At 53.4% G+C, this 25,554-nt stretch carries 28 protein-coding genes; 17 read left to right on the top strand and 11 right to left on the bottom strand.

Annotated elements, in window-relative coordinates; genetic code table 11:
• The first annotated feature begins 77 nt into the window (after positions 1 to 77).
• Together NITSA_RS09515 and NITSA_RS09510 are read left to right on the top strand one after the other, a co-directional pair.
• Positions 78 to 806 (top strand): RND family efflux transporter, encoded by a 729-nt coding sequence (locus NITSA_RS09515; RefSeq protein WP_148224976.1) that lies wholly within the window; start codon positions 78 to 80, stop codon positions 804 to 806.
• Entirely contained in the window at positions 803 to 2,596 is a 1,794-nt protein-coding gene (locus tag NITSA_RS09510) for a molybdopterin-containing oxidoreductase family protein (RefSeq protein ID WP_013554816.1), read from the top strand. The genes NITSA_RS09515 and NITSA_RS09510 overlap by 4 nt, the downstream gene beginning before the upstream one ends.
• An 18-nt stretch (positions 2,597 to 2,614) precedes the next feature.
• Here NITSA_RS09510 and NITSA_RS09505 read toward each other — a convergent pair whose 3' ends face one another.
• The 4 genes from NITSA_RS09505 to NITSA_RS11460 all read right to left on the bottom strand — a co-directional run bounded on the left by NITSA_RS09505 (position 2,615) and on the right by NITSA_RS11460 (position 5,945).
• Complete coding sequence (locus NITSA_RS09505) at positions 2,615 to 3,148, bottom strand: O-acetyl-ADP-ribose deacetylase (RefSeq protein WP_013554815.1); 534 nt, start codon at positions 3,146 to 3,148, stop codon at positions 2,615 to 2,617.
• A gap of 71 nt (positions 3,149 to 3,219) precedes the next feature.
• Complete coding sequence (locus tag NITSA_RS09500; protein ID WP_013554814.1) at positions 3,220 to 3,831, bottom strand: hypothetical protein; 612 nt, start codon at positions 3,829 to 3,831, stop codon at positions 3,220 to 3,222.
• Positions 3,832 to 3,843: 12 nt separating this feature from the next.
• Entirely contained in the window at positions 3,844 to 5,667 is a 1,824-nt protein-coding gene (locus NITSA_RS09495; protein WP_013554813.1) for a TonB-dependent receptor plug domain-containing protein, read from the bottom strand.
• 113 nt (positions 5,668 to 5,780) lie between these two features.
• The gene (locus tag NITSA_RS11460) at positions 5,781 to 5,945 is read right to left on the bottom strand and encodes a hypothetical protein (RefSeq protein WP_169308542.1); all 165 of its coding nucleotides are present in this window, start codon (positions 5,943 to 5,945) and stop codon (positions 5,781 to 5,783) included.
• A gap of 161 nt (positions 5,946 to 6,106) precedes the next feature.
• Between NITSA_RS11460 and NITSA_RS09490 the strand changes: the two genes are divergently transcribed.
• From NITSA_RS09490 to lptB, 6 genes are all read left to right on the top strand, one after another.
• Entirely contained in the window at positions 6,107 to 7,300 is a 1,194-nt protein-coding gene (locus tag NITSA_RS09490) for a tetrahydrodipicolinate N-succinyltransferase N-terminal domain-containing protein (protein WP_013554812.1), read from the top strand.
• A gap of 44 nt (positions 7,301 to 7,344) precedes the next feature.
• Positions 7,345 to 7,584, top strand: a complete 240-nt coding sequence (locus tag NITSA_RS09485; protein WP_013554811.1) for a hypothetical protein — start codon at positions 7,345 to 7,347, stop codon at positions 7,582 to 7,584.
• 112 nt (positions 7,585 to 7,696) lie between these two features.
• A complete protein-coding gene (locus NITSA_RS09480) occupies positions 7,697 to 7,942 on the top strand; it encodes an RNA-binding S4 domain-containing protein (protein WP_013554810.1) in 246 nt (81 codons plus the stop codon).
• Between the two features lie 151 nt (positions 7,943 to 8,093).
• Positions 8,094 to 9,074 carry an anthranilate phosphoribosyltransferase gene (gene trpD / locus NITSA_RS09475; protein ID WP_013554809.1) on the top strand — a complete coding sequence of 327 codons (981 nt, stop codon included), beginning with the start codon at positions 8,094 to 8,096 and terminating at the stop codon, positions 9,072 to 9,074.
• Between the two features lie 20 nt (positions 9,075 to 9,094).
• On the top strand, positions 9,095 to 9,682 hold the full coding sequence (gene tsaE, locus NITSA_RS11650; RefSeq protein ID WP_013554808.1) for a tRNA (adenosine(37)-N6)-threonylcarbamoyltransferase complex ATPase subunit type 1 TsaE: 588 nt from the start codon (positions 9,095 to 9,097) through the stop codon (positions 9,680 to 9,682).
• Positions 9,675 to 10,397, top strand: a complete 723-nt coding sequence (lptB, locus tag NITSA_RS09465) for an LPS export ABC transporter ATP-binding protein (RefSeq protein ID WP_013554807.1) — start codon at positions 9,675 to 9,677, stop codon at positions 10,395 to 10,397. The genes tsaE and lptB overlap by 8 nt, the downstream gene beginning before the upstream one ends.
• A gap of 326 nt (positions 10,398 to 10,723) precedes the next feature.
• Here the strand turns inward: lptB and rpsR are convergent, their stop codons facing one another.
• The 5 genes from rpsR to NITSA_RS09440 form a co-directional block, all read right to left on the bottom strand.
• A complete protein-coding gene (gene rpsR, locus NITSA_RS09460) occupies positions 10,724 to 10,987 on the bottom strand; it encodes a 30S ribosomal protein S18 (RefSeq protein ID WP_013554806.1) in 264 nt (87 codons plus the stop codon).
• Positions 10,988 to 10,998: 11 nt separating this feature from the next.
• A complete protein-coding gene (locus NITSA_RS09455; protein ID WP_013554805.1) occupies positions 10,999 to 11,502 on the bottom strand; it encodes a single-stranded DNA-binding protein in 504 nt (167 codons plus the stop codon).
• A gap of 25 nt (positions 11,503 to 11,527) precedes the next feature.
• On the bottom strand, positions 11,528 to 11,992 hold the full coding sequence (gene rpsF / locus NITSA_RS09450) for a 30S ribosomal protein S6 (RefSeq protein ID WP_013554804.1): 465 nt from the start codon (positions 11,990 to 11,992) through the stop codon (positions 11,528 to 11,530).
• Positions 11,993 to 12,269: 277 nt separating this feature from the next.
• Entirely contained in the window at positions 12,270 to 13,832 is a 1,563-nt protein-coding gene (locus NITSA_RS09445; protein WP_013554803.1) for a 2-isopropylmalate synthase, read from the bottom strand.
• Positions 13,833 to 14,098: 266 nt separating this feature from the next.
• Complete coding sequence (locus tag NITSA_RS09440) at positions 14,099 to 14,416, bottom strand: cupin domain-containing protein (RefSeq protein WP_013554802.1); 318 nt, start codon at positions 14,414 to 14,416, stop codon at positions 14,099 to 14,101.
• A gap of 68 nt (positions 14,417 to 14,484) precedes the next feature.
• On the opposite strand from NITSA_RS09440, the gene NITSA_RS09435 reads away from it, so the two are divergent.
• The 3 genes from NITSA_RS09435 to NITSA_RS10965 all read left to right on the top strand — a co-directional run bounded on the left by NITSA_RS09435 (position 14,485) and on the right by NITSA_RS10965 (position 16,486).
• The gene (locus NITSA_RS09435) at positions 14,485 to 14,757 is read left to right on the top strand and encodes a type II toxin-antitoxin system Phd/YefM family antitoxin (RefSeq protein ID WP_013554801.1); all 273 of its coding nucleotides are present in this window, start codon (positions 14,485 to 14,487) and stop codon (positions 14,755 to 14,757) included.
• Positions 14,754 to 15,083, top strand: a complete 330-nt coding sequence (locus NITSA_RS09430) for a type II toxin-antitoxin system RelE/ParE family toxin (protein ID WP_013554800.1) — start codon at positions 14,754 to 14,756, stop codon at positions 15,081 to 15,083. Before NITSA_RS09435 ends, NITSA_RS09430 begins: the two co-directional genes overlap by 4 nt.
• 389 nt (positions 15,084 to 15,472) lie before the next feature.
• Positions 15,473 to 16,486 (top strand): restriction endonuclease, encoded by a 1,014-nt coding sequence (locus tag NITSA_RS10965; protein WP_013554799.1) that lies wholly within the window; start codon positions 15,473 to 15,475, stop codon positions 16,484 to 16,486.
• 309 nt (positions 16,487 to 16,795) lie between these two features.
• Here NITSA_RS10965 and NITSA_RS09420 read toward each other — a convergent pair whose 3' ends face one another.
• Positions 16,796 to 17,566: an REP-associated tyrosine transposase gene (locus tag NITSA_RS09420; protein WP_013554798.1), complete on the bottom strand. Its 771-nt coding sequence runs from the start codon at positions 17,564 to 17,566 to the stop codon at positions 16,796 to 16,798.
• Positions 17,567 to 17,879: 313 nt separating this feature from the next.
• Between NITSA_RS09420 and NITSA_RS09415 the strand changes: the two genes are divergently transcribed.
• A complete protein-coding gene (locus NITSA_RS09415; protein ID WP_013554797.1) occupies positions 17,880 to 18,743 on the top strand; it encodes a Shedu immune nuclease family protein in 864 nt (287 codons plus the stop codon).
• Positions 18,744 to 18,934: 191 nt separating this feature from the next.
• Here NITSA_RS09415 and ribE read toward each other — a convergent pair whose 3' ends face one another.
• Complete coding sequence (gene ribE / locus NITSA_RS09410; protein ID WP_013554796.1) at positions 18,935 to 19,555, bottom strand: riboflavin synthase; 621 nt, start codon at positions 19,553 to 19,555, stop codon at positions 18,935 to 18,937.
• 392 nt (positions 19,556 to 19,947) lie between these two features.
• Here ribE and mnmG point away from each other — a divergent pair, with 392 nt between their 5' ends.
• The 5 genes from mnmG to NITSA_RS09385 all read left to right on the top strand — a co-directional run bounded on the left by mnmG (position 19,948) and on the right by NITSA_RS09385 (position 25,518).
• The gene (gene mnmG, locus NITSA_RS09405) at positions 19,948 to 21,822 is read left to right on the top strand and encodes a tRNA uridine-5-carboxymethylaminomethyl(34) synthesis enzyme MnmG (protein ID WP_013554795.1); all 1,875 of its coding nucleotides are present in this window, start codon (positions 19,948 to 19,950) and stop codon (positions 21,820 to 21,822) included.
• Positions 21,819 to 22,655 carry a hypothetical protein gene (locus NITSA_RS09400; RefSeq protein WP_013554794.1) on the top strand — a complete coding sequence of 279 codons (837 nt, stop codon included), beginning with the start codon at positions 21,819 to 21,821 and terminating at the stop codon, positions 22,653 to 22,655. The genes mnmG and NITSA_RS09400 overlap by 4 nt, the downstream gene beginning before the upstream one ends.
• A 178-nt stretch (positions 22,656 to 22,833) precedes the next feature.
• On the top strand, positions 22,834 to 23,376 hold the full coding sequence (petA, locus tag NITSA_RS09395; RefSeq protein WP_013554793.1) for a ubiquinol-cytochrome c reductase iron-sulfur subunit: 543 nt from the start codon (positions 22,834 to 22,836) through the stop codon (positions 23,374 to 23,376).
• A 10-nt stretch (positions 23,377 to 23,386) separates the two neighbouring features.
• Positions 23,387 to 24,619: a cytochrome b gene (locus tag NITSA_RS09390; RefSeq protein ID WP_013554792.1), complete on the top strand. Its 1,233-nt coding sequence runs from the start codon at positions 23,387 to 23,389 to the stop codon at positions 24,617 to 24,619.
• The gene (locus tag NITSA_RS09385) at positions 24,616 to 25,518 is read left to right on the top strand and encodes a c-type cytochrome (RefSeq protein WP_013554791.1); all 903 of its coding nucleotides are present in this window, start codon (positions 24,616 to 24,618) and stop codon (positions 25,516 to 25,518) included. The genes NITSA_RS09390 and NITSA_RS09385 overlap by 4 nt, the downstream gene beginning before the upstream one ends.
• Positions 25,519 to 25,554: the final 36 nt, after the last annotated feature.

Genomic DNA, 25,554 nt, shown 5'->3' with positions numbered 1-25,554 from the left:
AACTCCATAAAACATTTATAATTCTTTCGCTCTTTTTCCTTGGTTCGTTTCTTTCCGCCGCCGAGCACTATGCTCGGGTGGAGCCCTGGGATCGGGCGACGATCAAGGCGGCGGCTCCGGGGGAGGTACTGGAGGCGAATCGTGCTCTGGAGGGGAAGCTCATCGAGGATGCTAGAATCATTCATATCGACGATCGGCTGGACCGGCTCGATCTGGAGCATTCCCGCGAGACGCTGAAGCTGTTGCGGCAAAATCTTGAGCTTACCCAAAAGATGCTGCCCGGCCTGAAGGGAAGTTTCCAAAGGCAGCAGGGCTATTTCCAGCGCCTGAACAAACTCTCCACCGCCAGCCAGACCCAGAAAGATCAGGCTTACCAGGCGATGGTGGCGGCGCAGAACCAGTGGTTGAGTACCCGGCAGCAGGTGATCAACCTGCGCCGAAGCATCCTGGAGATGGAGCAGAAGGTCGCCACGCTCCAGGATAGGATCGCCAAGAAGAATATCCGGTTCAAAAACCGTTATCTCTACCGCCTGCTGGTCCGCCCCGGGGAGTATGCCGGGATCGGCACCCCCCTAGCGATCGTGGATGATCTGAGCCGCGCCCGCCTGGTGATCTATTTGGCGGAGGATGAGGTCAAGGCGCTGCCCAAACTCCGGCTCTGGATCAACGGAAAGCCGAGTGATCTGAGGCCCTACAAGGTATGGAAAGAGACCGATGAGAAGTATCTCTCCTCTTACCGGGCCGAGATCGAAGTGCCCGCCGGCCGTTATCCCTTCTCATCGCTTGTGAAAGTGGAGCTCAAATGATTCAAACCGCCTGCCCTCTGGATTGCTGGGACGCCTGCGCGATCACCTGCGACTCTTCCCGCCCCGACAAACTGGTAGCCACCCCCGGCCACCCGATGTACAACGGAGCCCTGTGCACTCTGCTCAACCGCTCCATCCACGAAGCACCGAGGATCGAAAAGCCCCGCATCGACGGGCGGGAAGTGAGTATGGAGGAGGCACTCGATGCCGTGGCCGAAGCCCTCAAAGCCAAAAATCCGCTGCTTTGGCGCGGGTCGGGGAATCTGGGGGTGATGCAGTCGGTGACCAATCTACTCATCGAGCGCCTGGGCGGCACGCTCACCCACGGCTCGCTTTGTGACGGGCCTGGCCAGGCGGGGATCCGCGAAGGGCGGGGGATCAACCGCCAACTCCCTCCCGAGCAGATCGCCAAGGCGGAAGTGGTGGTGGTCTGGGGGCGCAATCTCCCGGTGACCAATGTCCACCTGATGCCCTTCATCGAGGGGAAGAAGCTCGTCGTCATCGATCCCGTGCGTACCAAGCTGGCCCAGAGGGCCGATCTGCATATCCAGCTCAAACCCCGCACCGATGTCTATCTGGCGCTGCTGCTGGCCCGATTCATCACGATGGAGGATACCCAGAACGACGCCTGGTTGGAGGAATGGGGCCCCGATTTTGACGAATTCTACGATTTCACCCGCTCTTTCCGGATCAAGGCTCTGCTGGAGTATATGGGGCTGAGTCTGGACGATATGGGGGATCTGCTGACCTTTCTGCAGCAGGATCGGGTGGTCTTTCTCGTCGGCGGCGGGGTGCAGAAATACTCCATCGGCCACTACGCCCTCTGGGCCATCGACTCCCTAGCGGCGACGCTGGGGCTATTCGGCCGAGAAGGGTGCGGCGTGAGCTTTTTGGGGGAATCCCGCCAGGGCTTCAAAGACCCCTTCGCTGTGAAGACCCCGACGGTCCCTATGGTGACCACTCCCTTCGAGAAGTTCGAAACGGTGCTGGTGCAGGGGGGCAACCCCGCCGCCAGTATGCCCGCCAGTGAAAAAGTCGTCGAAAGCCTTAAGGCGGTCAAAAACCTGATCTACTTCGGCCTCTACGAGAACGAAACCAGCGAACTGGCTCGGATCGTGATCCCCGCCAAGAATTTCCTGGAAAAAAGGGATCTGCGCCTGAGCTACGGCCACCCCTATGTGACGGTGATGAACCAGGCGGTCGAGAGTGGGATCGGGATCAGCGAATATGACTTCACGGCTGAGCTTTTCCGCCGTCTCGGTTTAGAAGGCCTGCGGAGAGAAGAGGAGTATCTGCAGGAGTGGATCGCCCAGTGCCGCCGCGAAGGGGATTGGCTGCTCCTGCCCGACTACGAGGAGCTTCCCTATGCCGAGGGCTTCGGCGAGGAGGGGGGTGACGCGTTTGCCTTTATGGATGATTTCGACGACGAGTTCGAAGATACCCGCCGCTTCCGCAAAGCGCGCAAACTCAAGCCCAGGGATGAAGAGATCACCGAATTTTGGCTCCTGACTCCCAAGCAGAACAAATCCCTCAACACCCAGTTCCACCGGCCCGAGTCGGTTCACGTACCGCCGACGACAGGGATCGAGGAGGGGGCGCAGATCACCGTGCGTTCCGAACACGGCAGCGTGACGCTAACGGCTCATATCGACGAGCGCCTGCGTCCCGACTGCGTGCTGATCCCCGCCGGTACCCGGGGCGTCAACCGCCTTACTCCACCTATTCTCAGTGAAGAGGGCGACGGGGCTTGTTATCAGGAAGTCAAAGTAACTTTAGAGAGTGAGGAGTGAGGAATTAGGAGGTAGGAATTAAGGTTTTTCCTCCCTGACTGCTCTATCAAAAATCTCCCGATCTCTGTCGGAATGAAAGACAAACCGCACTTCCATCTCCGGATGGGTCTTGAGCCACTCATTGACCGTTTGCCAGGCGATCCGTGCCGCCCGCTCTTTGGGGAAGCCGTAGATCCCGGTGGAGATGGCGGGGAAGGCGATACTCCGGCAGTCGAGTTTGTGGGCAAGTTCCAGGGAGTTGAGGTAAGCGTCGCTCAGCAGCCGGTCGCACTCCTCTTCGCTTCCGCAGCGCCCCCAGATGGGGCCAACGGTGTGGATGACGTATCGCGCGGGCATCTTCCCGGCGGTGGTGGCCACCGCCTGCCCCGTCGGCAAGCCATCGGGCAACGCTTCGCGGCGGATACGTTTGCACTCTTCCAGCATCTGAGGCCCTCCGGCCCGATGGATCGCCCCATCCACCCCGCCCCCGCCCATACAGGAGCTGTTGGCGGCGTTGACGATGGCACAGGCTTCCTCTTTGGTGATGTCTCCGGTTTTGATGACAATGCCCATACCGAACCTCCGGATCGAGTAACGAGTAACTAGCAACCGAGTAACCGAGTAATGAGTAACCGAATTTTTAGTTACTTGTTACTAGTTACTCTCCTAAAACTTCTAATTAGGAAATATATTATCACAAGTTCCGTCGCCAGCAGGAGCCAATGGAGCTGATAAACTTTCGCTTCGGGGGTGCTGATGCCGTAATGTTCCAGGACTTTGTAGGTAAGCCAGGAGGCGGCCATTCCGATGAGGTATCCGATCTGTTTGGCGGTATCGACCCGGCGCAAGAGTTCATCGTCCTCCAGGGCCAGGGTCTCGGCCCGCACCAGGTAGCTGCCGAAGGAGAAGGTGACCTGATAGCCCGCATAGACCAGCAGGGCCGTGGTCCAGGTGTAGGGCTTGGCCAGAAAGATAAGCACCATCACCAAAACCACCAGCTCCACCAGCAGGGAGATGCGGAAAAACCAGGGGAGGGTCATAATCCGGCCGTAGAGCTGGGCGATGGCGAGCATCGCCAGGGCCAGGGCGATGCCCCCCAGGGAGTAGATGGAGGGATCGAGAGGCTTGTAGATGACAAAGATGGTGCCCACACTCAGCCCCAGGAAAAGGGAGTTGAAAAGTTTGTAGCGGATATAGGATCGGGGGCGAAGCTCCCAGCCCTCCCGGCGGAAAGCGTTGCTTGGCGTGTCGGACACGGGCAGGTTCCTTTAGAATTTATACTCCACTTTACCATAGATGCTGCGCCCTTCGGTGCTGTAGCCTTTGACGCTTTCGTAATGCCGGTCAAGAACGTTGTGAGCCTGAATGGAGAGACTCAGATTCTTTGTGACCTGTTGGTTGTAGCTGAGATTGAGCAGGGTGTAGCTGCTCAGGGGTACATTGCCGTAGTCGGTGCGTTTTCCCACATACTGGAGGTTGGCTCCCAGGTGGATTTCGGGGGAGAAGAAATAATCTACGAAGAGATTGGCTTCATTGCGCGGAACTCTTAGAACGGTATTGCCTTTATCGTCGGTCAGGGAGAACATATGGGTCCAGTTGGCGCTGATTTCCGTATCGATGGAATCGATGCGGTAGCGGCTCTCCACTTCGATACCGTCGAGGGTGTAATCCCGGGCTGAGTTGAAATAGCTCCAGGTATTAAAGTCGTAATCGATCCGGTCTTTGACCTTGTTTCGGAAATAGGTCACCTTCAAGAGCTCTTCATAGCCTGCGCTGATTTCGTAGCCTTGGGTTGATTCGGGTTTGAGGTCGGGATTGGTACTGTATTGATAGAGGCTGGGGGCTTTGTAGGCGCTGTAGAGATTGGCGGCGGTGAAAAGCCCCGGAAGAGCCAGGCACTCCCGCTTGATCCCGAAGCGGTAGGTCGTTTTGTTTTTGAAAGTGCTGAAATCATCGTAGCGCACGGTCGCGTTCACGAGGGTGCGGGCTCCCAGCAGATCGTCGAAAATATAGCGGTAGCCGGCATAGTATCCCCGATTGTCGTAGCTCGATTCGGGTTGGAAGGTGGTACTGCCGCTGTAACGGTTGTAATCGATACCGCCGCTGAGTCGCTGGTGGGCGTCGATTTTCCAGGCACCGTTGAGTGTGGCGCGCGTGGCGTCTCCGTGATAGTCGCTGGCACCCCAGGAAGCATCGAGCATATGGCGATCGATCCTGTTAGTGCTGAAGCTTCCGTGGAGGCTGCGGGTCCCGTCGTCGTAATGATAATCGAGGCCAATGAGTTTATCTTCAAAGGTCCCCTGACTTATAGAATCATCAGGATTGCCGGAGTCGTAATCGAAATCTCCCTGGATATCGTGATAAAAAAGGCCGAAATCGGCATTCTCCCCCACATTGATCTTTCCTTTGAAATGGAGGGTATTGTTGGTGTAGCCATCATCTTCCGCGCCGCGGGGAGCGAGAGCGGAAAAACCGTCGGTTTTGAAGTGGTCACCACTGAGAACGAAGCTCCCAGCTTCACCGGCTGCGGAGAGGCTGATCCCTGCGGATTTGCTATCGTAGCTACCGTACTGTCCCCGGAGGGAGACATGGGCCCCCGGCGCCGCTTTTTTGGTGACGATGTTGATTATCCCGGCGACGGCATCCGCGCCCCAAACTCCGCTCTGAGCTCCCTTGACGACTTCGATCCGGGCGACATCGTCGAGTCTAAGGTGCGCTAGGCCGGCGGAGAAGGAGGGGTCGGTCGGATCTTTGAGCGGGATACCGTCGAGGAGGATGAGAATATTTCCGCTATTAAATCCCCGAAGATAGAGTCCTGTGGTCTGTCCCGGGCCGCCGTTGGCGCTGGCGGCAAAACCGCTGATCCGGCTGACGGCATCAGACACGGTCTGATAACCCCGTTCCCTGATCTCTTTGGCCGTGATAACGGTGACATTGGCAGTGCTGTCTTTGAGGGGTTCGCTGACCCGATCGGGGGTGACGGTGATGACCCCCAGGTCTTCCCCGGAGTCGAGATTGTCTGCCGAAAGAGTCTGGAGATTCAGGGTGCTCAATGCCAACAGGGCAGCAAGAGAAAAACGATATTTGGTCATAGTAGTCCTTTTGAATTGTGTTATGTGCTATGTGTTATGTGTTACGTTTGGAAATATGTGCAAAGAGTGTCAGCACTAAATACTACTTTTTCGTAGCACTTAGCACTTAACACTTAACACGAAGGATACGGCGGCGATGTTTTATATTCGTGGTAGAGGTGGGGGCGGTCCTGGCGGCGGTAGCGCTCATCGAGGCTGCAGAGTCTGTGCAGCGTGGAGTGCATGGCAATCGTGGCGAGTGAAAAATAGCGCTTGCTGTGGCCCCGGAGATGTTTCATGGGGCGTATTCTACCTTCAAAGGGCTTTTATTATAGCACTCGGAGACTCTCCGGATCGTAATGGTGATGATTCCACTCATCCTCAAACCGAATTCAAGAAGAATCTCAAGTAAGATATAATTAGGCATTTTTTATCAAAACAATTCTTTTTAGGAGTATTTATGGCAATCGAAACGGTAACAAGCACCGAAGCGTTCAAAACATTGGTTGAGGAGATCAAAGCGAGCGAGGGGTACCGCGAACCCGTCGCTTTCGGCATCGCCCGGGTGGACCGTGGGCAGAAAAACGCCGACAAGGTGCTGCAGGCCAACTACGCCATCGTCAACTGGAAGGAGAATTACGGTTCCGCCGCGATCTTCATCAAAGCCCTGCAGGAGTCCCGCGTCGAGGTGGATTTCAGCGGCAGCGAATTTGTCGCCACGATCGGAGACGAGTTCGTCAAAAACGCCATGAACGCCTTCACCCCTTACCTGGCCGAAGCGGTGGGTGAAGCCCACAAGAATGTCCAGGTCATCAAGACCCTGGCGGCGATGGAGGATATCGGTCGCAACTTCCGCATCACCTTCCTCTTCGAGGATGCGGCACCCCGGAGCGTGGAGGCGGTCTATCTGAAACTCTATGCCCTCTCTCTTGGCAAAGCACCGCTGAGAGGGGTCAATCTCAACGGAGCCTTCGGCGTACTCAGCAATGTCGCCTGGGTGGGCAACAAGCCCTATGAGCTGGAGTACCTGCGGGAGAACGAGATCGAGATGAAGCTCAACGGCACCTTCCCCAATATCGACAGCGTGGACAAATTCCCCCGCTACCTCCAGCACATCATCCCCGCCGACAATACCCGGATCCTCGACACTTCGAAGGTCCGCATGGGCGCCCAGCTGGCCCCCGGCACCACCGTGATGCCCGGCGCAAGCTACATCAACTTCAACGCCGGAACCCTGGGGCCCGTGATGGTGGAGGGCCGTATCTCCTCTTCCGCCGTCGTGGGAAGCGGCTCCGACGTCGGAGGCGGCGCGAGCATCCTGGGGGTCCTATCCGGAACCGACGGCAATCCCATCAGCATCGGCGAAAATACCCTCCTGGGAGCCAACTCCGTGACCGGCGTGCCCCTGGGCGACGGCTGCATCGTCGATGCTGGCATCGCCGTTTTGGCCGGGACCAAGATCCGTATCGACGAGGATCAGCTCGAAAAGATCAAAGCAGCCAACCCCGAGGCGGATCTGGAGGACAAAACCGTCTTCAAAGGCGCCGAGCTCCAGGGGCTCAACGGCATCCACTACCGCATCGACTCCCTGAGCGGAGAGATGGTCGCGCGCCGCAGCACCCGGGAAGTGAAGCTCAACGAGGAACTGCACTGATCGAAACCGTAGTTTCGATCAGGATGGAAGATTGAGGATGGAAGATGGAAGATGGCGGATTGGGGATCAATGAGCGGGTCTTTTTACTGGGAGTAATGACCCAGGAGAAGGGGCAGAGCCTCAACGATCTGGTCCTGGCCCTGGCCAATACGGGGATGTTCACCCCCAAAGAAGGCAAGAGAATCCGTAAGAATCTGGAAGCGGAGGGCTATCTCAGCGAGGGATCCCTGACCGTCAAAGGGCTGATCGAGGCGAAAAAAGCCGAGGCGGAATTCAAACTTTGAAGATCGAGAGACTAGTAACTAGAAATACTTTACACTAAAATATTCTTGAGACTTGAGGGGTAAAACCCCGTGCTTGAGACTTGCGACTAATAGATTTGGAAGGAAAGAAGATTTGAGGATCGATAAGTGGCTTAGCAGCGTGAATGTGGTCAAGCGCCGCACCATCGCTCAGGATATGGTCAAGAGCGGAGTGGTCTTCATCAACGGGGTCAAAGCCAAACCCTCCAAAGAGGTCAAGGTCGGGGACCGGGTCATCATCGAGTATCTCAAGGGGCCCAGAGAGTATGAAGTGCTGGCGATCCCGACGACCAAGACGATCCCCAAGTCGAAAAAAGAGGAATACGTTCGTGAACTCTAGTAGAGTTCACGAATTGAGAATGGAAAATGAAAAATTGAGAATAGATTTGCTGGGAAAATCGCAGCACTTAGCACATACGATTTTTCTTGCGACTTGAGGGGCGAAGCCCCGTGCTTGCGACGTGCGACTTTATAGAATGGAGGATGGAAAGATGAATAGTTCGGTTAAAAAAGAGTTTGAGAGGCTCTTTGCCAACGAGATGAGCGAGGAGGAGGCGCGGGATTTTCTGGTCGCGCTTTACGAAAAAGGGGAGAGCCCTGAAGAGATCGCGGCGGCGGCGGAGGTGATGCGCGCGCATTCCGTCAAGCTGCCGGTTCCCGAGGATCTGCGGCAAAAGCTCATCGACGTGGTGGGTACCGGCGGGGACAAGAGCGGCAGCTTCAATATCTCGACCACCGTGGCGTTGCTGCTGGCCGCTTCGGGCTCCTATGTCGCCAAGCACGGGAACCGCTCCATCACCAGCAAATCGGGTTCGGCCGATGTACTCGACGCCCTGGGAATGCGCCTGGACCTGAGCCCCGAACAGCAGGTGATGATGCTGGAGGAGACCGGCTTTACCTTCATCTTCGCCATCCATCACCATCCGGCGATGAAGCATATTATGCCCATCCGCCGTTCCCTGGACCACCGCACTATTTTTAACATCCTCGGCCCCCTGACCAACCCCGCCGGAGCCCGCAAATACCTGCTGGGGGTTTTCAGCCCCGACTATGTGTGCCCCATCGCCAAAGCACTGCTGGACCTGGATGTGGAGCGGGCCTATGTGCTCAGCAGCGAGGACGGGATGGACGAGATCTCCATCTCCGCCCCGACCCGTTTCGCCTATGTCGAGGCGGAGAAGGTGAGCGAAGGGGTGATCGAGCCGGAGGCCCACGGCTTCCGCCGCGCCCCCAAAGAGGCGATCCTGGGTGGAGAGGCCGAAGAGAATGCGACGATTCTTCGCCGCATCCTTTCGGGAGAGGAGCAGGGCCCCAAACGAGAGATCGTCCTCCTCAACGGCGCCTATGCCCTCTCCGCCGATGGAAGGGTCCGAGACATCCAGGAGGCGATCGAGATCCTCTCCGAAACCATCGACAGCGGCAAAGCGGCGGAACATTTGGAGAAAACGATCCGAATTTCCAATGAATTGTAAATTCGAGTGAGGAGTGAGGAGTGAGGAGTGAGGAACTGGATAACCGAGTAACCGAGCAACCGAGCAACCGAGCAACCGAAGAGGAAAAATCCCCAACGCTCCAATCACAAACGTCTTCTCCCAACGACCAACGACCAACGACCAACGACCAAGATATTCTCAACGCTCAACGCTCAACGCTCAATGCTTCCAAAGAAATCACTGCAAATCTGGAAGAGCTGCCCAATGTCGTCGAAGCGATGAAGCGCCTGATCCCCGACAATGCCGTGATCTCCCTGCGGGGTGATCTGGCGGCGGGGAAGACGACGCTGGTGCAGGCCATCGCCCGGAGCCTCGGCAACGAATCGGCGGTCACCTCTCCCACTTTTTCTTTGCAGCACGCCTACGGCGGCGGGCTCTACCATTACGATCTCTACCGGGTCGGCTTCGAGGAGCTGGCCCAGTTGGGGATGATGGAAGAGTTCGAAAAACCGGGCTGGCATCTGGTGGAGTGGATGGACGATCGGCTCAAAGCCTTCTTAGCCGCCGCGGGATATAATCTCTGGCAAGTGACGATCACTCCCGAGGGTGATCGCCGAATCTATCGAATCGAGCCCCTCAATGCATAGACTTCAAGCCCAGGGCCTGGCCAAGGTCATCAAAAAAAAGACCATCGTTCACGATATCTCCCTGGAGGTCAAGAGCGGGGAGATCGTGGGGCTCCTGGGGCCCAACGGGGCAGGGAAGACCACCTCTTTTTATATGATTTGCGGCTTGACCGAGGCGACGGAGGGGCGGGTGATCCTCGACGGCACCGATCTGACCCCCTATCCCCTCAGTGTGCGGGCCCGGATGGGGATCGGCTATCTCCCCCAGGAGTCGAGTATTTTCAAAGATCTCAGCGTGGAAGAGAACCTTTGGATCGCCGCCGAGGCGACCGAAATGAGCCGAGAGGAGGCCGGTCGGCGGATCGACGATCTCCTGGAGCTTTTCAACGTGGAGCCGATCCGGGACCGTCTGGGCTTTCGGCTCAGCGGGGGAGAGCGGCGCCGGGTAGAGATCGCCCGGGCTCTGGTGGGGCGGCCGAAGTTTCTGCTCCTGGATGAGCCCTTCGCCGGGGTGGACCCGATCGCCGTCTTGGATATCCAGGCGATCATCCGCCAGCTCAGGGATTTGGATATCGGGATTCTCATCACCGACCACAATGTCCGAGAAACCCTGGGGATCTGCGAACGGGCTTATGTGATGCGTCAGGGGGAAATGATGGCGGAGGGAAGCAGCGAAGAGATCGCGAAGAATCCCGAGGTACGGAAACACTATCTGGGAGAGGAGTTTTCGCTCTAAATGGAGTGCTAAGCGTTGAGCGTTTAGTATTGAATATGATAATTTTTTCCTATGCCAGTTCTCCGCTTCTCCGCTTTATCAGTTGCTCGGTTGCTCATTGATCAGATCCTTGTTCCTTTCTTTCTTCTTTGTTAGCGCCACAAAGAAGAAGAGAAACGAACCCAAAGAAAGAAGAAAGGGCGATTCACTGGCGTCTTGTTTGTTGCGCCTTGCCTTGCGGTCTTTGATGTGATTCTAAAAGTTAAAGTGAGAAATAGGGAAAGTTGAGGTTTGTTGTGCAGAGTAGTTAAAAAGGATCGGGTCAAACGGCCCGGAGGGTGAGCTGCTTACTTGATCAGCTCGAAGGGGTTTTCGACGACGCGCTTGCGGTCGACGATGTAGGGGATCAGGGCGGTTTGGCGGGCGCGCTTGATGGCAGCGGTGACCATCTCCTGATGTTTTTTGCAGTTGCCGGTCAGGCGACGGGGCATGATTTTGTAGCGCTCAGAGAGGCTGAACTTCAGCAGTTGCAAATCTTTGTAATCGATAAAATCGACTTTCTGCTCGCAGTAGCGGCAGTAGCGTTTTTTGAATCTTCTTCTTTCGGCCATTTCATATTCTCCTAAAAGGGTATTTCGTCTTCGTCAATGTCGATCTCGGGGACGCTGGGCTGGGCGGGCGGCTGCTGGGGAGCCGAGGCGGGAGCACTTCGGTTGGGCTGGGGCTGTCCGTAGCCGCTGTTGGCTTTGGGCGCACCGTAGCCGCCTTCGCTTCCGCCGTAGCCGGTTCCGCTGTTCTCACCGGGGCGATCCAGCATCTGCAGGTTGTCCACGGTGACCGAGTGGCGGCTCCGTTTGGTGCCGTCCTGGGCAGTCCACTGCTCCAGGACCAGGCGTCCTTCCACGAGAACCTTGCTTCCCTTGCGCAGATACTGGTTGGCGATCTCGGCGGTGCGTCCGAAAAAGGTCAGGTCGATGAACATCGTCTCGTCCCGCTGCTCGCCGTTGGCGGCTTTGAAGCGGCGGTTGGTGGCGATGCCCACCTTGCCGATGGCACTCCCACTGGGGGTGTACCGGATTTCGACGTCACGGGTGAGGTTTCCCACCAATATCACGCGGTTATACATAGGAAGCTCCTTGGGTTACGGGCGCTTACGCCTCGGTGCTTTCGGCAGCGGCCTCTTGGGCGGGTGCTTCGGTCTCGGCGGGCTTCTCTTCAGCGGGAGCCTCTACGGCAGGGGCTTCCTCGGCTACGGGAGCTTCGCTCTTCTCGGGTGCAGGTTTTTTATTGGCGGCTTCGACCATTTTTTCGAAGACGGCCAACTCTTTTTTGTTGGTGTACTTCACGGTCATGAAGCGCAGGATCTCTTCGTTGTACCGCAGTTGGCGCTCCAGCTCGATGACCATCTCGGAGGGAGCGGTGTAGTAAACGACAGTGTAGTAACCGCGCTCCTGCTTCTCGATGGGGTAAGCCAGACGGCGCATTCCCATCTCATCGGTAGCTTTGAGCTCACCGCCGTTCTCGGCGATAATCTCTTTGACCCGCGCAATCTGCCCTTCGATCTCCTCGGCTGTGAGGGTGGGCTTGACGACGAACAGTGTTTCGTAACAGTTCATTGAAGTCCTTCTTATGGTTTGATAGCCCGTTCTCCCGACCCCCAGGGGCCGTCCAAAAACGAGCAAGAATTTTGGAGCAATATTTTAGCGAAGTGAAACTTTGTTTTTAATGAGAAGATAGAAATTAGAAATGAGAAACGAGATTAATGAGTAATTAGTAACCGAGTAATGAATAACCGAATGACCTATTTGTCGTAGCACGTAGCACATAACACTTAGCACGGTTTAATTCTTGCGACTTAGGGCCGTAGGCCCGTGCTTGCGACGTGGGACTGACTCAGACATTACACCCGCTCCCCTGGGGGCGCTTTTTGAGCATCCCTTCCATACTGATGTAGCTGTTGAGCGCTCCGAGATAGGCTTTGGCGCTGGCGAACATCGTATCGATGCTGAGCCCGTGGCCGATGACGGCGGGTTCATTGTCGTTGAAGGCGACCTGGACGGTGACGCTGGCGAGGGCGTCTTTGCCCTGGGAGACCGATTTGACCTTGTAATCCTTGAGCAGGCCGTGGTAGCCGGTGATCCGGTCGATGGTCTTGAAGACCGCGTCGATGGTCCCGTCGCCGATGCCGGCGTCGGTCACTTCGCTGCCGTCGTTCTTTCGGATGGTCACCGCTGCGCTGGGGACACCGCCGGTGGAATCCATCAACTGCAGGGCCACCAGTTCCCAGGTCTTTTCGATGTTGGTCATCTGGCTGGTGACCAGGGCACGCAGGTCGTCGTCGTAGATATCCTTCTTCTTGTCGGCCAGCTCTTTGAAGCGGGCGAAGGCTTCGTTGAGCTCCTCTTCGTCGAGGGTGAAGCCGAGTTTCTCCAGCTTGTCCTTGAAGGCGGCGCGGCCGGAGTGCTTGCCCAGCACCAGGGTATCGTTGACATCGAGGCCGATCTCTTCGGGGGCGAAGATTTCATAGGTCTGCTTGTTTTTGAGCACGCCGTCCTGGTGAATGCCGCTCTCGTGGGCGAAGGCGTTTTTACCCACGATGGCTTTGTTGGGCTGGGGCTCGATGCCGGTGATGGAGGCGATCAGGCGGCTGGTGGGGTAGATTTCCCGGGTATTGATGCCGGTTTCGACATTATCGAAGACATCGCTGCGGACCTTGAGTGCCATGACGATCTCCTCCAAAGCCGCGTTGCCCGCCCGCTCTCCCAGGCCGTTGATGGTGCACTCCACCTGTCGGGCGCCGCTTTGGATGGCAGCGAGGGAGTTGGCCACGGCGAGACCGAGGTCGTTGTGGTTGTGCACCGAGATGATGGCCCGGTTACCGATGAAGGCTTTGAGCTCGGCGATCCGCTCGGCGACCTCCTGGGGCAAGAGGATCCCCACGGTATCAGGGATATTGATGGTGCCGGCACCCGCGCTGATGGTGGCGTCGATGATCTCTTTCATAAAGCCCATTTCGCTGCGCCCCGCGTCTTCGAGGCTGAACTCCACGTCGTCGACGAAGGTACGGGCATACTGCACCGCCTCTACGGCGCGCTTGATCACTTCGTCGGGTTTCATCCGGAGTTTGTACTCCATATGGATGGGGCTGGTGGCGATGAAGGTGTGGATCCGCTTCTTGGGCGCGGCGGCGATGGCGTCTCCGGCGGCTTTGATGTCTTTTTCCAAAGCCCGTGCCAGGGAGCAGACGGTGGAATTTTTGACCCGCTGGGCAATGCGGGCGATGGCGTCGAAGTCTCCGGGGCTGGCCGCGGCAAAGCCCGCTTCGATCACATCCACCCCCAGCTTTTCGAGCTGACTGGCGATCTGGATCTTCTCTTCGGTGTTCATCGAGGCGCCGGGGCTCTGCTCCCCGTCGCGGAGTGTGGTGTCGAATATGACGATATGCTCTTTACTCATAATGTAGCCTTTGCAATGGTAAACGCTGAGGAAATTGAACCGATTTTACCCAAAAGGGCCTAAATCGGCACCGAAAGCTAAATATCGGATCGAATCGTGGAGGAGAAAATTAGAAGCGTAGCAGGAGGATAGAACTCTTTTTGTTGAAGTGGCGGTCGTATCGATTGATGCTGTAGACCATTGTCTATCCTCCTTTCGGGTAAATTATTTTGACGGAAGTATAGCCTTTGTAGAGTTGAAAGTCAAGTAGATAATAAAAATTATCCTTAACTTTTTTCAGCGGGATAAATATGTACCGCCAGCCAGAGGGTCCCTCGAGCGGTGCGCAGGACCGTGTGGGGGGTGTGGGCCGGGAGGAAGAGGGTGTCACCCCGTTTCAAGGTACGCCGTTTCCCGTCGATCTCCATCTCTGCTTCCCCTTCCAGCAGCACAACCCACTCGTCCTCCTCCTGGTGATATTCGGTGGGCTCGATATTGTTGGAGCTGACAATGCGCACGATCTTGACGTTTTTGTCTTGGAGGAGGGTGGTGAACGCTTCGCCGGTGGGGGGCACGGTGTAGTAGAAGAGGTTGAGATCGGTCATTGTGCTTCCTTCTGGATTGATCTGTCAGTCCGAATAAGGTATCATATTCTGACTGAAAGGAGTCCCTTATGGATATAGTGAGTGATATCAAATCAATTACCTATCTGAAGAGCCGGGCGGCTGATGTCTTGAAGCAGATCAACGAAACCGGCCGTCCAATGATCATTACCCAAAACGGTGAAGCAAAGGCAGTTATTCAAGATCCCAAAAGCTATGAAGAGATGAAGCGTGCCATTACGTTGATGAAAATGCTCTCTTTCGCCGAAGAAGATATCCGCAAGGGCGAAGTGTACAGCGAAGAGGAAGTCTTTGCTTCTGTGGAAGAGCTGTTGGAAAAATGAGTCAAGCGTATCACCTGGTTTGGACTGCCAATGCCCTGGAAGATCTGCTAGAGATTATTGCCTATATCAAAGAAGATAATCCTGATGCTGCGGAGAGGGTGTATCGAAGCATTAGAGAAAAAGCCGAGTCGAGTAGCTTCTTCCCCCTCAAAGGCCGGGTGGTTCCAGAATTAGAACGGGAGGGGATAACTCTTTACCGTGAAATAGTTGCCCCGCCTTGGCGGATCATTTATCGGATAATGGATGAAAGGGTCTATGTTATGGCGATCGTTGATTCGAGGCGCAATCTTGAGGATTTGTTGTTGAGGAAGCTGTTGAAGAAATAGAGTCGATGAGATGGATGTCTGATGTCGTGAGTTAACATAGATGGAGATTCTCAGCAGATGATTGCTGATATATTAGGAATAATATAGCAAGCTGTTTGTTTGATAATTAAGAGAAGTAGGAAATTAGTTGTAGTTGTTACCTGACCCCTTGACTCTTCCGGGGAGAAATACAGGGGTGAAGTTGAGTGGATTGAAGGGGAGATTTTATGGGATTTTAAGGTAGCGACTGACCCCTTTTGCTCTTTTGCTTGCTTGAAAAAGATTCGTGGGTAGAAAAATTGTTTTGTTTATGAGATGAAAATGTATAACAAGGAGCTCGTTCGGACGCAAACAACGCTACGCTTCGTTTGCGCCGCACAGCTTGGTCGTTAGTTTTAAGGAGAGATTTTATGTTTGAGTTACCGCCACCTAAAGATTGGGAGACTTTTGAAGAACTATGTGCGGACTTGTGGTCTGAAATACTGAAAGATAAAAACATTCAAAGAAATGGAAGAAGAGGACAAGCTCAAAATGGTGTTGATATTTATGGAGTAGATGATGAGACAGGGGAGAGATATGGAATACAATGTAAACACAAAACTTTTTACAAAAAATTAGATATTAGTGAAATTGACAGCGAAATAAAAAAAGCAGAAAGTTTTAGGCCAAGATTAGATAAATATATTATCGCAACATCTGCTTCAAAAGATGTAAGAATAGAAAATCATGTAAGGCAGTTAAATGTACAAAATTTCACAAATGGTAAGTTTTCAATATATGTATATGGTTGGGAGGATATTTTAGAGAAAATATATAATTATAGAAATATTTTAAAAAAATACTATAATTTTTTGATTAATCCATCAAGTCCAGATGAAATTTATTTTAATTTTTGGTATAGAAACGCATCTATAGATAAACTCTGGTATTATGGGTGTTATTTACCGTTCCATACTTATGATCTTCAGTATTCTTATTATTTTATTGAAATTCTAAATAGTTATTTAAATAAACATGATGATTTTATATCAAGTACATTAGCTGTAAATAGTAATAGCTTATTGAAAGAGTATATTTCAAAATTTAATGTTGCCGCCCAAAATTTACTATACGCGCTCCATGAATATGAACCTAAAAAAGAAACTTCAACAAATAGCGACGATATTATACTTATTTACTGGGTTGAGTATGGACATTTAGAATACCACGAACGAAGTGATTTTGTGGAAAGCAAAAAAGACAATATCAGAAGTTGCTTTTATCATTTAATTGAAGTGGCTAATAAAATTATCACCATATGGAATACGCGATTAGGTAATGGAAAAAACATTAATTTAATCGAATTTGCTCAACCAAATCCTGACTTTGGTCTTATAAGAGGGTTATATTTAATAAAGCCACATTATCCAATACTAAAAAACTAACAAGTGGGTGCACTTAATTGCTGTTCCGCTGTGCTCCACAGCGGCAAGTGACCCATGACGTTAGCCTTCGAACTTGGCAAAGGATGTTATGGCACCAAAGATAAAATTCTTGGCTTAGCTAGTTGGAACCACTATTGCAATTATATTGTTGTTTCGGTAACTGTTCCTGAGATAAGGCAACTCGTGGGTCTCGAAGAATCACCAAGTCATATTCAACCTGGTTTGGTAACGTAAAGTGGAACTTTTGCTCTATTAGAATTCGGAGAATTTGAGGTCTTTTGCCCCCGAGAATTCAAGTCTCCGCCTGTTTTACGGGTCAGGCGTTGAATATCTACCTTTGAGCATCTTTGAGACCAGCGATCGTGATACGCCGAGATACGCAGCGATCTTTGCCTGTGTGTAGCCATCATCCAAAGCATGGCGTATGGCTTCGTTGCGTTCGGCATCTTTGAAATGTTCTTCGAGACTTTTGCTGTAAGCGACTTGCTTGACTCCGTCTTTTTCTATCACCTTTTGTGCCTGTATCTCTGCCAGCTGTGTCATCGCTTCTTCATCGAGCTTCACTCCGATGATCTCCTGTATATTTTCGTAATCGAGCTCCTGAAGCAGTTTTGAGTCACGAGTACACGGTATAGGTTTTTGCCGGTTGGCAATGACCGCTCCCAGTGTATAGGGATATTCACCTACCCTCTCGACCAAGCCTGCTTCGATGGGGTTTTGTTCTATGTACCGTATCAGCGTATAGTAGTACTCTTCATTGACGATATAGCGGGAATAAAACCTTCCCTGCCAGAAGTGACCGGAGCGTTTCTGTTTTTTATTGGCATAGAGGGCGTAATTACTATTGAGCTGTTTCATAAAAAGTGAGAGGTTATTCAGTCGAGTCTCGATCAGCAGATGGAAATGGTTACTCATCAGGCAATAATCATGCACGACGACTTTGTAATCCCTGCAAGCTTTGCAGAGTATTTGCAAAAACGCTTCATAGTCATCCTCATCAACGAAGATATCGGAGCGGTTGACACCTCTGTTGATGACATGGTGATAACCTGCGAGATCTATTCGGGGTTTTCTTGGCATAGTAACCTATCCTCTTTTTTGTGCAGTATAGCGTATATTTAGTGGATATTCAACGCCTGACCCTATGAAAGAGGATACTGGGTTGCAGCGAGTGGAAATATAACTGATGAAGTCTGGATGGAATATATCAAGAACCAACAACCCCCAGAGCCTGATGAGTTCTGAGTTGTCTGATCAACCGACGGCCTTCAGGCTGTATGACCGGCTTTTAGCCGTAACCTGAAGCCATCGGCTATTAGCCGGTGGAGGTATTCACAAGATTTTAAGGATAAATAATATAAAGTATTGGGAAAATAAATAAGGACTTTTAATAATGAAAAAATTAAAAGAATTAATAAAAAATAAATCAACGGAACGAGTTATTCAAAAGTATTTGAAAAGCAATCTTCATTTAATTGCAGAACATTATGCATCTTCTGAAAATGAATATATAATCTTTTCAGAATTTCCAATAGATGAAGGTAAAGTAGATTTCGTAATATTTACAGATCGTTCGAGAATGCAGATTATTCTAATAGAGATAAAAGGAGCTGATTTTCCATATTTGACTAAATCTAATAAAACATCTAATGTGATAAGAGATGCACATGAGCAAATATTAGAAAGATTTGATTTCATAAACCATAATTACGAGCTTTTTAGACGGAAAGTTCATGAGATTAGACAAGAGGTTGAAAAAGGTGAAATAAAATACAACTCCTTATTGGGTAGCAATGGTTTTTTACATGTTGATCCTAATAAAGAAATTAAATATCGTGGTATTGTTATTGGTGGATACACAACCGACGATATTTTAGAAAGTAAAAAAAGGAATCAGCTTGAATTAGATTCTAATCTTAAGATTCAATTTGAATCATGGGATAGTTTCCTGAGAAAAGTTGAGAACAAAAATAGAATAAAGATGACAAACTTTATAAGTACTTGTTCAAATAAAAGTTTTCCAATTGGCACAAGAGTAAAAACAAAAATTGCGTGGCCTTCTGTACCTATAGGTACAGAAGGAATTGTCGATGAACATTATGGTAATGGAGGAATAATGGTTGCTTGGGATTTGCCAAGTCAACCTTTGCCACATGATTACAAAGAATTTAATTTAGAAAAATCAGTACGTGGGATTTTAAGAGATGGTTTTTCTGAATCTGAAACTAAATATTTGGAAATTATTAAACGAAATTAACAAAATATAGGAGCCAATTGGTTACGGGGTGGTCATTGATGACTCTATTCAATCGTTAAGCAAAAAATAGCACACAGTAAACCCTAATAATTTTAACCAAAGAAGTATCAAATTCGACTTCCCGAAGATGGCGACATCACTCTTAATCTTTATGATCGGTATCCAAACGGTGATCGTATTGACATTGTGCTTCAAAAACTCATACTCATCCCATCCACCTCTTCCCAACTGAGTCCCCTTTTCCTCTCCTGCCGATGGCGCAGGATATGATCCACATAGCGGGCGAAAAGATCGGTTTCGATATTGACCTTGCTCCCGACGCGATAATCCCGAAAGAGAGTGTTTGCAATGGTGTGGGGGATGATGGTCAGGCGGAACCAATCGTCTCCTACTTCGTTGATGGTGAGGCTGACTCCGTCGATGGCTACCGAACCTTTGGGAATGATGTAGGCGATCTGGGCGGGGTCGACGGAGATGGTGTATTCGGTGGCATTTTCGCCCCGCTGGATGCGGCGGACGGTGCCGACGGTGTCGATGTGGCCCTGGACGATGTGCCCCTCGAAGCGGTCGCCCATGCGCATCGCCGGCTCCAGGTGCACCCGGCCCCGGAGCTTCTGTGGCGGGACGATGCGGCGGGTTTCGTCGGCGGCTTCGACGCGGAAGCCGTTGGGGAGGACTTCGGTGACGGTGAGGCAGACGCCGTTGACGGCGATGGAGTCGCCCACCTCGGGCCGGAGGGAGGAGCGGATGGTGAGGATGTGGTTTCGGTCATCGACGACAGTGCCGATCTCACGGATCAATCCGGTAAACAAAACGTCCCCCTTTGGCTATAATTGCGGCAATTATACAACATCCCGGAAGATGCAGCGGACTTTCATCATCTGTATCGATGATCGGCGGCATGGGCGATCGATGCGAATACTCGACTTACCCTCCGGGTAGGCCTCCGTTTCGCCTTGGCCTACGCGGCTTCGTATTTGCTCCGACCGCTTCGGGTTCGAAGCTACCAACGCAAAGCAGTTTGCGTTGGTTCACGCTTCTCCCCCCTGCGCACCAAGCATCGACACATCTGAAAGAAATCCCGCCACATATTCTGGGATAAAGAGTGAGTAGCGAGTAGACTAAGTAAAAAAAGAAAGCGTCAGCTTTCAACTGAAACTCCTCACTCCTCACTCCTAATTCCTGACTAAAAATTGGAGTTTTTATGAATCACGACGTGATTGTCATCGGCGGGGGGCATGCGGGGATCGAGGCTTCCCTGGCCGCTGCGCGGATGGGGGCGAAGACCCTGATGATTACCATTCTGGCCGAGCAGATCGGTGCCAGCAGCTGTAACCCCGCCATCGGGGGATTGGCCAAGGGGCACCTGGTCAAGGAGATCGACGCCCTGGGCGGGGAGATGGGGCTCTGTACCGACGCGACGGGTTTGCAGTTTCGTCTGCTCAACTCTTCCAAAGGCCCCGCCGTTCGCGGCAGCCGGGCCCAGATCGATATGGACCGCTACCGGATCTATATGCGTGACGTCTGCCTCAATACCCCCAACCTGGAAGTCAAGCAGGAGATCGTGGAGCGGCTCATCGTCGAGGATGGGGAGGTCAAGGGGGTTGAGACCCAGCTGGGCAACCGCTACCTGGCTCCCAAGGTGATCATCGCCTCGGGGACCTTTCTGAACGGTCTGATCCATATCGGGCAGCGGACCCAGCAGGCGGGGCGTCAGGGGGAGTTCGCCTCAGTGAGCCTGGCGGAGAATCTGCGCGAAATGGGCTTCGAGATTGGGCGGCTCAAGACCGGGACCTGCGCCCGCATCGCCGGGGATTCCATCGACTTCTCCGTGATGGAGGAGCAGCCAGGCGACGAACGGCCCATTCCCTTCTCTTTCCGCACCGACCGGGAGAATTTCAATCCCGAGCAGATGCCCTGCTGGGTCACTTATACCACCGAAGAGACCCACAGGATCATCGAGAGCAATTTTCACCGGGCACCGCTTTTCAGCGGGCAGATCGAGGGAGTAGGGCCCCGTTACTGCCCCAGCATCGAAGACAAGATCGACCGCTTCCGGGACCGGCCCCGGCACCAGGTCTTCGTGGAGCCCCAGACGCGGGAGGCGGACGAGTTCTACCTTAACGGCCTAAGCACTTCGCTGCCGACCGATGTGCAGGAGGCGATGATCCGCTCCATTTCCGGGCTGGAGAAGGCCAAAATTGTCCGCTGGGGCTACGCCATCGAGTATGATTTCATCCAACCTACCGAGCTCTACCATACCCTGGAGAGCAAAAAGATCCGGGGGCTCTACTGGGCGGGGCAGGTCAACGGCACCACCGGTTACGAAGAGGCGGCGGCCCAGGGGCTGATGGCGGGGATCAACGCCGTGCTGGCCCTGCGGGGGGAAGAGCCTCTCATCCTGGGGCGCGACGAAGCATACATCGGAGTGCTCATCGACGATCTGGTCACCAAGGGGACCAACGAGCCCTACCGGATGTTTACCAGCCGGGCCGAATACCGGCTCCTGCTGCGGGAGGATAATGCCCATCTGCGCCTGGCCCACTACGGAGTGAAGCTGGGGCTGCTCCCCGAGAAGTTCGGCAAAAAGGTGGCCGGGACCAAGGCGCAGATCGCCGAGGCGCTGGAGTGGCTGCGGAGCCACTACGCCACCCCGACCAAAGAGTTCATCGCCCAGCTCGAAGCGATGGGGGAGCAGCGCATCAACGACAAGACCGCCTGGATCGATCTGCTCGCCCGCATCGCCGAACCTTCCAGAGAGAAGCTCCTGGAGCTTCTGCCGGAGTTCGCCAAATATCCCGATGAGGTGATCGAGCAGATTCTGGTGGAAGCCAAATACTACCGCTACATCGAAAAACAGCAGCAGCAGATCGACCGGATGCACGAGATGCACACCGTCAGGATCCCCGAGGATTTCGACTACCGCAAAGTCCAGGGGCTCAGCAACGAGATCGTGGAAAAGCTGGAGAAGGCGACCCCTCCGACCCTCTTCGAAGCCTCCCGGATCAGCGGGATCACCCCCGCGGCGATCGAGATTCTCCACGTCTACATCAAAATGGCCCAGAAAGGAAAAGCATGATCTACCTCTATGCCTATACCAACCACCGTGCCGACCTGGATCACCTGCGGCGTATGGGGGCGCTTTGGCGGGCGCTGGAGCGTCGCGGGGTCCCGGCGGAGATCATTGTCAACGACTATCGCGCCCAACTGGCGGGGCGTGAGCTGGGCTTGCCCCTGGCGACGACGGTGGAGAACATTATGGAGCTCGATGCACTGGTGACACGCGGCGATACGCTGGTGATCGACTCTCCCGAGGAGGCCGGGGAACGGCTGGGTTACTATGTGGAGAAGTATCGGGAAGTTTGGCGGGTGAGTGAGTGTGGCGAAGCGCCCCGCTACGGAGAAAAGATCCTCGAAGCGTGGAAAGAGGGGGCGGTGGTCGATCCCCTCTACGCCGAAGGAGTCGGGGAGAAAGCGGCGCGCCGGGTGCTGATCTACGGCGATACCGATCAGGACAGACGCCTGCTGGAAGCGGCGCCCGATTTGGCGGTCTTGGATCTGGAGCTCTACTGGGGGATCTATTTCTATGTCAAATACGAAGAGGAGCTCGCGAAGCATTTCAGGGTGATCCACGAGGATGAGGAGTATGCCGAGCTGATTCAAAGCTCCGAGACCGTCATCACCGCGATGCCCCAGACGGCGGCGGAGGCGGCGGCTGCCGGGGCGCGGGTCGTGTGGCTGGATCGGGGAGAGAATGCGGCCTGTGTCAGCGATACTCTGCGGGAGGCAGGCGTGCGTGGGCTCCCCTGGGGTGCGTGGGAAGAGCTTGGCGCTGCGCTGAAGGACTTGTCGCCGGTGGATGGAGTGGACAATCGGGTCGAAAAGTGGGCGGAGCTTCTGAGCACCCGGTAAATCCGATAAATTTACTCCGAATTCTTAATTCGGGCTTTTTTTGACGGATAAATTGAAAAGCTGTATCTTTTTTTCACATTTGCCACTATATTCCCCGAATCTTTTGAGCCCTATCAATCCTTTTTAAAAGGTTTCGTCCTATAATTAAACGTTTTAATCTTCCATCAAAGGACGCGAAATGAGCGACAGAAGAGATTTCTTCGGCAAAGTGCTCGGTGCCTATGCCGGATTGGGAGCCCTCGGGGCTCTCTATGCGGCCAAGCGCACCTGGGATCCCCTGCCGAGTGTCAAAGCGGCCGGGTTTACGACCCTGGATCTGAGCGCCTACAAAGAGCAGAACAAGCTCTACGTCGAAAAATGGCGCGGTAAACCGATCCTGATCATCAATGTGCCCAAGGATGCCAAGCCCGACACGGCACCCAACGGCAACGACAAGAACGCCTACGAAGATCCCCGTCTGATCAAAGTGGGCGACAAGAAGTTTATGATCGTCATCGGCCTCTGTACCCACCTGGGGTGTATCCCCGATTACTTCCCCGAGAAGCACAAGTTTGTCTGCCCCTGTCATGGAGGGCAGTTCAACGCTGCCGGTGAAGTCCTCAAGGCTCCGCCGCCAAGCCCCCTGGTGATTCCCCCGTTCAAGATCAAAGGCAATGCAGTTGTCCTCGGTGAAGAAGGTCCCGAGTACAAGAAGCTCAAAGAAGCCGGTTTAGTGGCGTAAGGAGAGGTATATGGCACATTTTGACCCCAACGCGAAGCCGTTTTCACATCAATGGCTCAATGAACGACTGGCGATCGATACCCTCAAGAGGGTATTGTCCACCGAATACTGGATCCCCAAAAACATCAACTTCCTCTGGGCCATGGGGATGGTCCTCGCCGCCACCTTCGGCGTACTGCTGATCAGCGGAATCTTCCTGTTGATGTATTACATCCCTGACACCAAATTGGCGTTTGACAGTGTCAACCACACCATTATGGGTGAGGTGGGCTACGGATGGCTCTGGCGTCATATGCACGCTGTAGCCGCTTCTCTGGTCTTCCTGATTATCTACATCCATATGTTTACCGGAATCTATTACGGCTCCTATAAGCGGGGCCGTGAGCTGATCTGGCTGAGTGGTATGCTGCTCTTCGTCTCCTTCTCCGCTGAAGCTTTCTCCGGTTATATGCTGCCCTGGGGACAGATGAGTTACTGGGCGGGAATGGTTATCACCAACCTCTTCAGCCTCGGTTCTCTGAACCTTAACGGACTGGTCGAGTGGATCCGTGGTGACTACGTTCCCGGCCAGGCATTCCTGGGCCGCTTCTTTATGCTGCACGTTGTGCTGATGCCTCTGATCATCATGGCATTGATCGTACTGCACTTCGGAACCCTGCGGATTCCCCACGTCAACAACCAGGACGGTGAAGAGATCGACTTCGAAGCGGAAGCCGAGAAGTGGAAAGCCGGTCTGCGCAAAGAGTCCAAAGTCATCCCCTTCAACCCGGTCTTCCTGAGTAAGGATACCTTCGTTATGGGGATCTACTTCATTCTCTATTTCTATCTGGTCTTCTACCACTTCGAGTTTGCGATGGATCCGGTCAACTTCGATCCTGCCGATCCTCTGAAAACTCCGCCGCACATCTATCCCGAGTGGTACTTCCTCTGGAGTTATGAAATCCTGCGGCCCTTCTCCAAGAATGCAGGTCTGATCGCCTTCGGTTTCGCCCAGGTGATCTTCTTCCTCCTGCCTTTCCTGGACCGCAGCCCCAACGTGGCTCCTGCCAACCGGCGCGGAATCTTCGCCATCTGGTTCTGGCTGCTGCTGGTAGATATGGTCGTGCTGACAATCATGGGTAAAGTGCCTCCGATGGGCATCTATACGAAAATCGGAACGGTAGCGGCCTGGACGTTCATCATTCTCTGGATCGCTCTGCCGTTCATTACCAAAATGGAAAAACCTGTTAGGGGGCAGAAATGAGAGATTTGAAAGTCTTAGCCGTCGTCGTATTCTTTACGCTGGTGACCTATTGGGGAGTGGAGCCTTATGCCCACTCCGTCATGCACAAGCATGTGGAGTTCGAGGGGTTCAAATATAAGGACCTCAAAACTCCTCCCAAGGGAGATCCCGCCAAGGGTAAAGCGCTCATCGCTACCTGTACTTCCTGCCACGGCATCAAGTCTCAGGGAATGAAAGCGCCGATGGATCCCGTTTCCGCTTCTGCAGCCTACGGGGTCAATCCTCCCGATCTGAGCAATGCCGGCGCCGTACTTGACGAGAAGTTCCTGGCCAACTTTATCGTCAGCCCCACCCATGCCGGTCTGGTCAAAAAGAGCGGAATGCCCGGTGGTATGGCTGATGCCCAGGGTGCGGCCGATATCGCTGCTTACCTGAAGTCCATCGCTCCCAAAGAGGTCAAGCCTCAGGAAGCTTTCGAATTCGCTTGCGGACGCTGCCACGCTATGCGCTATGCCAAGTGGACTCAGATCGGCTTCGTTCCCAAGACCAAAGCCGACATCAAAACCGGTGTCGATCTGGCGAAGCTCGATTTCGAGAAGAAAGTGGGTCAATATCAGCTGAACCTTGCCAAGTACCTGGGTAAACTCCCCCCCGATCTTTCGATTATCGTTCGGGCACGGGGTGAGCACTATCTCAAGACGTTTGTTGAGAATCCCCAAAACCTCCTGCACGGAACAGCGATGCCCCGTGTCGGCGTAAACAACGAGGGATACGAAAAAGTCTATAAATACCTCGAAGAGGTCGGTGATCCCAGCAAGCCCAAGCGCGAGAAAGTCGGTCCCTGGGTGCTCGGTTACTTTGTCCTCTTCGCCTTCCTGGCTTACCTCTGGTACAAGTCTCAGTGGAAAGACCTCCACTAAGAGGCTTCCCGAGTTTTTTCCAATCTTCGACGTCCG

It is taken from the genome of Nitratifractor salsuginis DSM 16511 (genome assembly GCF_000186245.1).
Taxonomy (GTDB): Bacteria; Campylobacterota; Campylobacteria; order Campylobacterales; family Sulfurovaceae; genus Nitratifractor; species Nitratifractor salsuginis.
Note: the sequence above shows the minus strand (reverse complement) of the source record. Positions and strands in the feature narration are given on the sequence as shown.

Bases quoted from the DNA above. Each gene is read 5' to 3' on its own strand.
- mnmG (WP_013554795.1), top strand. From the start codon at position 19,948: ATGAATCACGACGTGATTGTCATCGGCGGGGGGCATGCGGGGATCGAG.
- rpsR (WP_013554806.1), bottom strand. From the start codon at position 10,987: ATGGCCGAAAGAAGAAGATTCAAAAAACGCTACTGCCGCTACTGCGAG.
- NITSA_RS11460 (WP_169308542.1), bottom strand. From the start codon at position 5,945: ATGAAACATCTCCGGGGCCACAGCAAGCGCTATTTTTCACTCGCCACG.
- trpD (WP_013554809.1), top strand. From the start codon at position 8,094: ATGAATAGTTCGGTTAAAAAAGAGTTTGAGAGGCTCTTTGCCAACGAG.
- NITSA_RS09400 (WP_013554794.1), top strand. From the start codon at position 21,819: ATGATCTACCTCTATGCCTATACCAACCACCGTGCCGACCTGGATCAC.
- NITSA_RS09485 (WP_013554811.1), top strand. From the start codon at position 7,345: ATGGAAGATGGCGGATTGGGGATCAATGAGCGGGTCTTTTTACTGGGA.
- NITSA_RS10965 (WP_013554799.1), top strand. From the start codon at position 15,473: ATGTTTGAGTTACCGCCACCTAAAGATTGGGAGACTTTTGAAGAACTA.
- rpsF (WP_013554804.1), bottom strand. From the start codon at position 11,992: ATGAACTGTTACGAAACACTGTTCGTCGTCAAGCCCACCCTCACAGCC.
- NITSA_RS09435 (WP_013554801.1), top strand. From the start codon at position 14,485: ATGGATATAGTGAGTGATATCAAATCAATTACCTATCTGAAGAGCCGG.
- NITSA_RS09490 (WP_013554812.1), top strand. From the start codon at position 6,107: ATGGCAATCGAAACGGTAACAAGCACCGAAGCGTTCAAAACATTGGTT.
- NITSA_RS09390 (WP_013554792.1), top strand. From the start codon at position 23,387: ATGGCACATTTTGACCCCAACGCGAAGCCGTTTTCACATCAATGGCTC.
- petA (WP_013554793.1), top strand. From the start codon at position 22,834: ATGAGCGACAGAAGAGATTTCTTCGGCAAAGTGCTCGGTGCCTATGCC.
- NITSA_RS09445 (WP_013554803.1), bottom strand. From the start codon at position 13,832: ATGAGTAAAGAGCATATCGTCATATTCGACACCACACTCCGCGACGGG.
- NITSA_RS09505 (WP_013554815.1), bottom strand. From the start codon at position 3,148: ATGGGCATTGTCATCAAAACCGGAGACATCACCAAAGAGGAAGCCTGT.
- NITSA_RS09510 (WP_013554816.1), top strand. From the start codon at position 803: ATGATTCAAACCGCCTGCCCTCTGGATTGCTGGGACGCCTGCGCGATC.
- NITSA_RS09430 (WP_013554800.1), top strand. From the start codon at position 14,754: ATGAGTCAAGCGTATCACCTGGTTTGGACTGCCAATGCCCTGGAAGAT.
- NITSA_RS09385 (WP_013554791.1), top strand. From the start codon at position 24,616: ATGAGAGATTTGAAAGTCTTAGCCGTCGTCGTATTCTTTACGCTGGTG.
- NITSA_RS09420 (WP_013554798.1), bottom strand. From the start codon at position 17,566: ATGCCAAGAAAACCCCGAATAGATCTCGCAGGTTATCACCATGTCATC.
- NITSA_RS09495 (WP_013554813.1), bottom strand. From the start codon at position 5,667: ATGACCAAATATCGTTTTTCTCTTGCTGCCCTGTTGGCATTGAGCACC.
- lptB (WP_013554807.1), top strand. From the start codon at position 9,675: ATGCATAGACTTCAAGCCCAGGGCCTGGCCAAGGTCATCAAAAAAAAG.
- NITSA_RS09440 (WP_013554802.1), bottom strand. From the start codon at position 14,416: ATGACCGATCTCAACCTCTTCTACTACACCGTGCCCCCCACCGGCGAA.
- NITSA_RS09415 (WP_013554797.1), top strand. From the start codon at position 17,880: ATGAAAAAATTAAAAGAATTAATAAAAAATAAATCAACGGAACGAGTT.
- NITSA_RS09455 (WP_013554805.1), bottom strand. From the start codon at position 11,502: ATGTATAACCGCGTGATATTGGTGGGAAACCTCACCCGTGACGTCGAA.